We start from the raw sequence: 6,720 nt of genomic DNA on the forward strand, positions 1-6,720 counted from the left end.
TGTAATATTAGATAAAAGGATAAAATCACGATGATAAAATATATGAAATGGATGACTTCTGTTTTACTGGTTGCAATTAGTTTTGCAACGATTTTGTGGACGCATACGAGTATTGCAAATACGAGTACCCAGACAAATATAACAATTGATCATGTTTCAGGCACGACTTCTGTTCCCACTTCTCCGCAAAAGGTTGTTGTGTTTGATCTTGCCTCGCTAGATAATATGAATCGCCTTGGTATCCAAGCAGTTATCGGCCTTCCTGAAGGAAAAAAACCTTCCTATCTGCAACAATTTGACGATGCAAAATATGAAAGAATTGGAACCGTTTTTGAGCCAGATTATGAAAAAATTGCCACTCTTCAACCCGATTTGATTATTATTTCCTCCAGAACTCAAGCAAAATATAAAGACTTATCCAAAATAGCCCCAACAATTGATCTAACCGTAGAAAACGAAAATTCTCTTGAAGATATAAAACGAAATGTGTCTATCCTTGGAAAAATTTTTGGTAAAACACAAGAAGCAGAAAAGGAAATTGCAAAAATTAATGAAGCTTTTGCTGAAGTCCGTAAAAATACCCAAGGAAAAGGCACCGGGCTCATACTCATGACCTCTGGTGGAAAAATCAGTGCTTTCGGACCAAAATCACGTTTCGATATTTTTTACTCCGCTTTTGGAATTGCCCCTGCAACCGATAAACTTACCGTGCAAAAACATGGACAACTCATTTCTCCTGAATTCATTCTTGAAACCAATCCTGATTGGTTGTTAGTGATTGATCGCGATGCAGCCATTGGACGGGAAGGACAATCCGCAGCACAATTGCTCAACAATGAGCTTGTTCACCGCACAACAGCAAGCAAACAAAACCAAATTATTTATTTGGACTCTTGGAGTTGGTATCGTGCAAATGGTGGTTTAACAGCACTCCTTGAAACCGCACAGCAGATCAATGAAGCCTTTACAAAGAGCAAATAAGCGCACGAAAGAGCTTGATTGCTATATAAATAAAATTTAAAAGCAGGGGTTGTTTATGAAACAACCTTTGTTTTTTTTTATTAAGTTTTAAGAGAAAATGATTTAACGTGAAGAATTACTGGATAACCATAACACTTTTAATTTTCCTGTCTATCCTCAGCATTTTTGTTGGTTATTCTGATGTCACACCTTCTAACCTTTTCGCAGCCGATCCCCATGCGTGGCTTATTTTTTGGCAAACACGTCTTCCTCGTACCATTGCAATCCTTTTAGTAGGCGCAGCACTTGCACTTTCAGGCATGATTATGCAACTATTAACACGCAATCGCTTTGTCGAACCATCAACCACTGGAACCATTGAATCTGCTTCCCTTGGCATTCTTTTTATTATGATTTTTTGGCCCAATATTCCTGTTTTAGGAAAAATGGTCGTTGCGACAATTTTTGCCATGGTAGGCACTTTACTTTTTATGTTTTTATTGCAACGCATTCCTCTAAAATCTGCTCTCATTGTACCTCTTACAGGGATTATGCTAAGCTATATTATTGGCTCTTTAACCAATGCCATTGCAGATTATGAAATGTTACTTCCTTCTCTTCAAGCTTACTTATTTGGCAGTTTTTCGATGGTTCTTGAAGGAAAATATGAACTCTTATGGCTATCTCTTCCCCTTTGTATTCTGGCCTATTGTACTGCTGATCGCTTTACGGTTGCAAGTTTGGGAGAAGATTTAACCAATAACCTTGGATTGAATTATCGTGTTGTCATGTTTTTTGGTCTTTTTATTGTCGCCTCAATCACTGCTGTTGTTGTGTGTACCATTGGCCGTATTCCTTTTGTTGGGTTGATTATTCCAAATATTGTTTCAAGTTTCATGGGAGATAATATGCGCTATACCGCTCCTTGGGTGGCCATCAGCGGTGCAGGATTGGTCTTGATTTGTGATCTTTTAGGACGAATCATTCATCCCTCTCTTGAAATTCCCATCAGCACCATAATGGGTGTAATCGGTAGTTTTATTTTTATGATACTGCTTTTACGCTGGAGAAAGCGTCTTGGATAGAAGAAGAAAAACAATATGTGTACTAACAACACTTATCATCATAGCATGCACTGTCATTAGTCTTTACATGACGTGGAATATCAATGTTTATACATGGAAATTTCGTCTTACAAAACTTTCCTCTCTGCTTCTTATTGCCTATGCAATAAGCGTTTCCACGGTTTTATTTCAAACAATCGTTAATAACCGTCTTCTTACCCCTTCAATTATGGGATTTGATCAGCTTTATATTTTAATAAAGACTGTCCTAATGTATTTTGTAGGCTCTCTTTCTTTGCCCTTTTTGAATGAAGAAGGACAGCTTGTTCTTGAAGCCCTCATTCTTATCCTTTTTTCAATAAGCCTTTTTCGCTGGCTCTTTTCAGGAAGCCTAAAAGGGCTTCATTTGACGCTTTTAATCGGTGTTGTTTTAGGCGGATTTTTTTTCAGTTTACGGATGTTTATGCAATTGCAACTAAATCCAGACCAAATGATGAATTTAACCGATATTATGTTTGCAAATTTTAATAAATTCAATACACCGTTAATAAGCTTTGCCACAATCATTGTCCTCATTGTGAGTCTGATTGGATGGCATTCCCGTCATCTTCTTGATATCTTGGCTTTAGGACGTGAAAATGCCCTCAATCTTGGCGTTAATTACCACAAAAGTGCGACAGCTGTCCTTATTTTTGTTTCCATTCTCGTATCCATTTCCACCGCATTGGTAGGACCCGTCACCTTTTTTGGACTGTTAGTTGCCAACCTTTCCTATGAACTTTCTCCTAAAGCAAAACACAGTATTGTTGTTCCAATTGCAATATTATTGGCTATTATTTGTCTGGTGGGGGGACAATTTATTTTAGAACAAATTTTTCATATGGCAGGGCGTTTAAGTTTTATCATTGAGTTTTGTGGGGGAATTGTTTTCTTAATGTTACTGATGAAGGGAAAACTAAAATGATTGAGATCAATCATCTTTCCAAAGCTTACGGAGCACGATTGATTATCGATAATTTATGCCTTCATCTTCCAAAAGGGGGGATTATTTCTCTCATTGGGCCCAATGGTTCCGGAAAGTCCACTCTTTTAATGCTGATAAGACGTCTTTTGCCACACCATAATGGGACAATTCATATCGACGGCTTTGATATTGATAAAATGCCCCTCGATATTTTGGCTCAAAAACTCTCAATTCTGCGTCAAGAAAATCCTTTGTCTTTTCGCTTAACCGTGTACGATTTAGTGAGTTTCGGACGCTATCCTTATTCAAAAGGCTGGTATACACATGAAGATAAACAATTTATCGACAGTGCACTACGCTATCTCGGCTTACAAGATTTAAAAGACCGTTTTTTAGATGAGCTTTCTGGCGGTCAGCGTCAACGCGCTTTTATAGCAATGGTTATCTGCCAAGACACTGATTATCTTCTCTTAGATGAACCATTAAACAATCTGGATATGAAACATGCCGTTTCTATGATGAAGCAATTACGCCGCACAGCTGATGAACTGAAAAAAACCATTCTTATTGTTATGCACGATATTAATTTTGCCTCATCTTATTCAGATATGATCGTTGCATTGAAAAATGGGAAAGCGGCCTATTGTGGGACTCCAAAAGAAATTATGCAACCAAAAATTCTTAAAGACATTTATGATGTCGATATTCAAATCAAAACAATTAATGACATCCCTATCGCTCTTTATTATCGATAATCATAAAGATTTTTTGCGCTTGCATGCACTATAGAATCTGCTAGGGATAATAAAATTGGCTTATTGGGGAATAGTTTAATGGTAGAACAGCGGACTTTGACTTCGTCAATCTTGGTTCGAATCCAAGTTCCCCAGCCAGTCTTTAATGATTGTAGCTTGTCATCGGGTTTTGTATAATTTGAAAGCAGGTTTTGCATCAATTTATTTTTTTCAAAGGATCTGCAAAAACTTTCAAGGGTCATTTAAAATCCCTTTAATGCATATTTTTCTCTTCCTCTAAAAATCGCAATTTGAGATGATAAGCTCTTGAGCCGGTGCGGATTCTTTGAACCACATGTATAAGATGTACCAACCTCTTTTTTTAAATTGGCTAAAGATTTTTCGGATCTGAGGCACATCATTGAGAAAGAAGAATTTTTCTCTTGCGCAAGCAAAGCAAACATTGTCTGGTAATCCTCTCGCAAATAAATCCTTTCCATAGTAATACACGTATATCTGGCTCTGTTTATGGGAAAGCCTTATCTAATAGCTATAAACCTATCTAAAGAGAGAATTCAAAAAAGAAAGCCGAGCCAAATGATATGACGCGGCTTTCAGATATTGATTATAAGATTCAAATGAATCATCCACAATGGAGTAATAAATTCATATATACAAAACGTATCATATTGCAAGTGCTCTATTTAGAAATATGAAAACTTATCAAAAGAAACGTAAATGATCGCTATGATTTTGATATCATTCATTAGCATTATAGAATCTATAAACGCTTGGTAACTTTATCAATCCAATCAAAAGAAAATGCATCTTAAATGAATGTTTTCTCAATAAGGCTTTCATAAGTATCTTTTCATTTTGCACTCAAATGTAACTTCTTTGCAAATTAACCAGCTCAAATTTGAGTTGGCAAAATTAACCAATCCAATTTTGGAGGCGTTATCTTTAGAATAGCCATCTTTAAACATTATAGCTTTTGACTCAAAATTGAGTAAAATCCCATGCCTTAGATGTTACAATGGTTTTGAATTTTGCTGCCTCATCTTTTTTTCAATAGGTGCCCCCCAAATTTGGGGGGAGCTCATTTGGTTTCGTATTTTTAATGTAACTTTTAAAACGTTTTTTTCTCGCTTGCTTGCATTATATCATTGAAATGCTTTCAATTTCATAAGACATAACATTGTGATTTTCATTCTATATTGTGATGATAGTATCTATATAATGCCTGCCTATCATTTACTAACTTTTTAGTAAGCGTTTTTAAAAACGATCTTATCTTTAAACCCTTTTATGCAATCTTTATGAACTCAATCTATAAGCTTATGATAGTTTCAAACGATTATTCCTTTTAAGGTTACACTCAAATAAAGAGCAAAACACATCCATTCTTAAACGTATGCAATTTATGTTATCGATAATTCCAAACGACTGAAATTTAAAACAATGTGATTTGTGCTATAATAAAAACGTATCATAAAATTTATGACCTGTTATGAATGATAACCGCTTTTCATTTCATTTGAATGCACCCATGCGTTATAATATTTGCATTATGATTTGCTTTTTATGGTCTATACATTCATGGCAATCCTATATAAAAAATGATCAATTCAAACATGCATAAAAGTATGGATTCTTATGTGGATTCATATAAAATAATTGCACTTAATATATTGACTTTATTAGTTTTTATGTACAATGCCTTTTTAACTTCATAAAGATATCAATTTCCTTGTAAAGAATATTCCTCCCATTCCAGTAAAAGGCTCAATATAAGTGCGATGAGGGATAGCTTCTATGATTTTACAAGTACTGATCACTGGCCATGCAATAACGCCGACTGATGCCCCAAACCAATTAGACCGCCTGTGGGAACAGGCAGGTTGTGGTGCTGAATATAATGGAACAGCACCGAACGGATAAGCCACGCGTCGTAAGTAAGCCTCTTAGCTTGCATAGCTTATAGGTTTTGGAAACAGACAATTATTATAATTCAGGTATTATAATTCAGACAATTAAAGATCAGATCTCAAGCTTTTTAATCCAGTGGACAAACACGAATAATATCTCCGTCTGGATCTTTGATTAGGAAGGTACGTCCAAATACATCAGTATACGGTTCCTTCAAAACATTTATCTCAACAGTGGTTTGCTCTTGCCATTCCACATAGAGCTTATCTACGTCCTCTCCTGTCGGCAAAATAATGCCGATTTCTGAAAAACGAGGCACATTTTCCTCAGGCTTATCGCCCCCAGACCAGAGAGCAAAGAGAGCATCCCCCGAAGAAGCAAATGCAACATAGCGTGGCGAGGTAAACACAGGTTCTTTCTTGAAGATGAATTTGTAAAAAGCCGTAGAATACTCTATGTTTGAGACGTATACCAACTGTAGGTTTGGGGTAACAGGATAAGTAGGGATATTACTCATAAATTCTCCATGATTTAGTAGTAACTGCCTGACATGATACACACCTATATTAGGGAATATTTCAAAAAGAGTTTATGATACCTCCGTTCGCGGTGTGCTCTATTTATATATTTTTACTCGCTTATTGCTATATGCTAAAATATCGAGGACGCCCCTACTGGGATTATAATGATATCCCTATCGCTTTTTATTATCGATAATCTAAAGATTTTTTGCACTTGCCTACACTATAGAATCTGCTAGAAATGGTAAAATTGGCTTATTGGGGAATAGTTTAATGGTAGAACAGCGGACTCTGACTCCGTCAATCTTGGTTCGAATCCAAGTTCCCCAGCCAGTTGTTGTAGCTTGCCAGCAGTGTAGCTTGCCAGCAGGTTTTGTATATTTTGCCACTAGGTTTTGTACCAATTTATTTTTTTTAAAGAGTTTTTAAGGGGTTCTCAAAGGGTCTTCAAATGCTTTTCAAAGGGTATTTAAAGCTCTCTTTAACGCATTTTTCTGCTCCTATTTTTCCAAATCACTAAAGCATGTAAAGTCGGGTTGAAAGGCAAG

The 6,720-nt window shown here is 36.2% G+C and carries 5 protein-coding genes, 2 tRNA genes and 2 pseudogenes; 6 read left to right on the top strand and 3 right to left on the bottom strand.

Translation table 11 applies throughout. The annotated features are described in order from the left end of the window. Positions 1-30: 30 nt before the first annotated feature. From ACFIJW_RS09235 to ACFIJW_RS09255, 5 genes are all read left to right on the top strand, one after another. Positions 31-981 carry a siderophore ABC transporter substrate-binding protein gene (locus ACFIJW_RS09235; RefSeq protein WP_375634190.1) on the top strand — a complete coding sequence of 317 codons (951 nt, stop codon included), beginning with the start codon at positions 31-33 and terminating at the stop codon, positions 979-981. Between the two features lie 107 nt (positions 982-1,088). Continuing rightward, positions 1,089-2,045 carry an ABC transporter permease gene (locus ACFIJW_RS09240; RefSeq protein WP_375634191.1) on the top strand — a complete coding sequence of 319 codons (957 nt, stop codon included), beginning with the start codon at positions 1,089-1,091 and terminating at the stop codon, positions 2,043-2,045. Beyond that, positions 2,038-2,988: an iron chelate uptake ABC transporter family permease subunit gene (locus ACFIJW_RS09245; RefSeq protein ID WP_375634195.1), complete on the top strand. Its 951-nt coding sequence runs from the start codon at positions 2,038-2,040 to the stop codon at positions 2,986-2,988. The genes ACFIJW_RS09240 and ACFIJW_RS09245 overlap by 8 nt, the downstream gene beginning before the upstream one ends. Next, complete coding sequence (locus tag ACFIJW_RS09250) at positions 2,985-3,743, top strand: ABC transporter ATP-binding protein (RefSeq protein WP_375634197.1); 759 nt, start codon at positions 2,985-2,987, stop codon at positions 3,741-3,743. Before ACFIJW_RS09245 ends, ACFIJW_RS09250 begins: the two co-directional genes overlap by 4 nt. Positions 3,744-3,807: 64 nt before the next feature. After that, positions 3,808-3,881, top strand: a tRNA-Gln gene (locus ACFIJW_RS09255). 138 nt (positions 3,882-4,019) lie between these two features. Here the strand turns inward: ACFIJW_RS09255 and ACFIJW_RS09260 are convergent. The 3 genes and pseudogenes from ACFIJW_RS09260 to ACFIJW_RS09270 form a co-directional block, all read right to left on the bottom strand. Then, positions 4,020-4,223: pseudogene (locus ACFIJW_RS09260) on the bottom strand (DNA adenine methylase); the annotation flags it as partial. A 1,232-nt stretch (positions 4,224-5,455) separates the two neighbouring features. Continuing rightward, positions 5,456-5,545 (bottom strand): annotated as a pseudogene (locus ACFIJW_RS09265) (DNA adenine methylase); the annotation flags it as partial. A gap of 233 nt (positions 5,546-5,778) precedes the next feature. Beyond that, entirely contained in the window at positions 5,779-6,168 is a 390-nt protein-coding gene (locus tag ACFIJW_RS09270; protein ID WP_375634199.1) for a VOC family protein, read from the bottom strand. A gap of 263 nt (positions 6,169-6,431) precedes the next feature. On the opposite strand from ACFIJW_RS09270, the gene ACFIJW_RS09275 reads away from it, so the two are divergent. Further along, positions 6,432-6,505, top strand: a tRNA-Gln gene (locus ACFIJW_RS09275). Positions 6,506-6,720 lie beyond the last annotated feature (215 nt).

Source organism: Bartonella sp. MM97QHHN (assembly GCF_042194285.1).
Lineage (GTDB): Bacteria > Pseudomonadota > Alphaproteobacteria > Rhizobiales > Rhizobiaceae > Bartonella.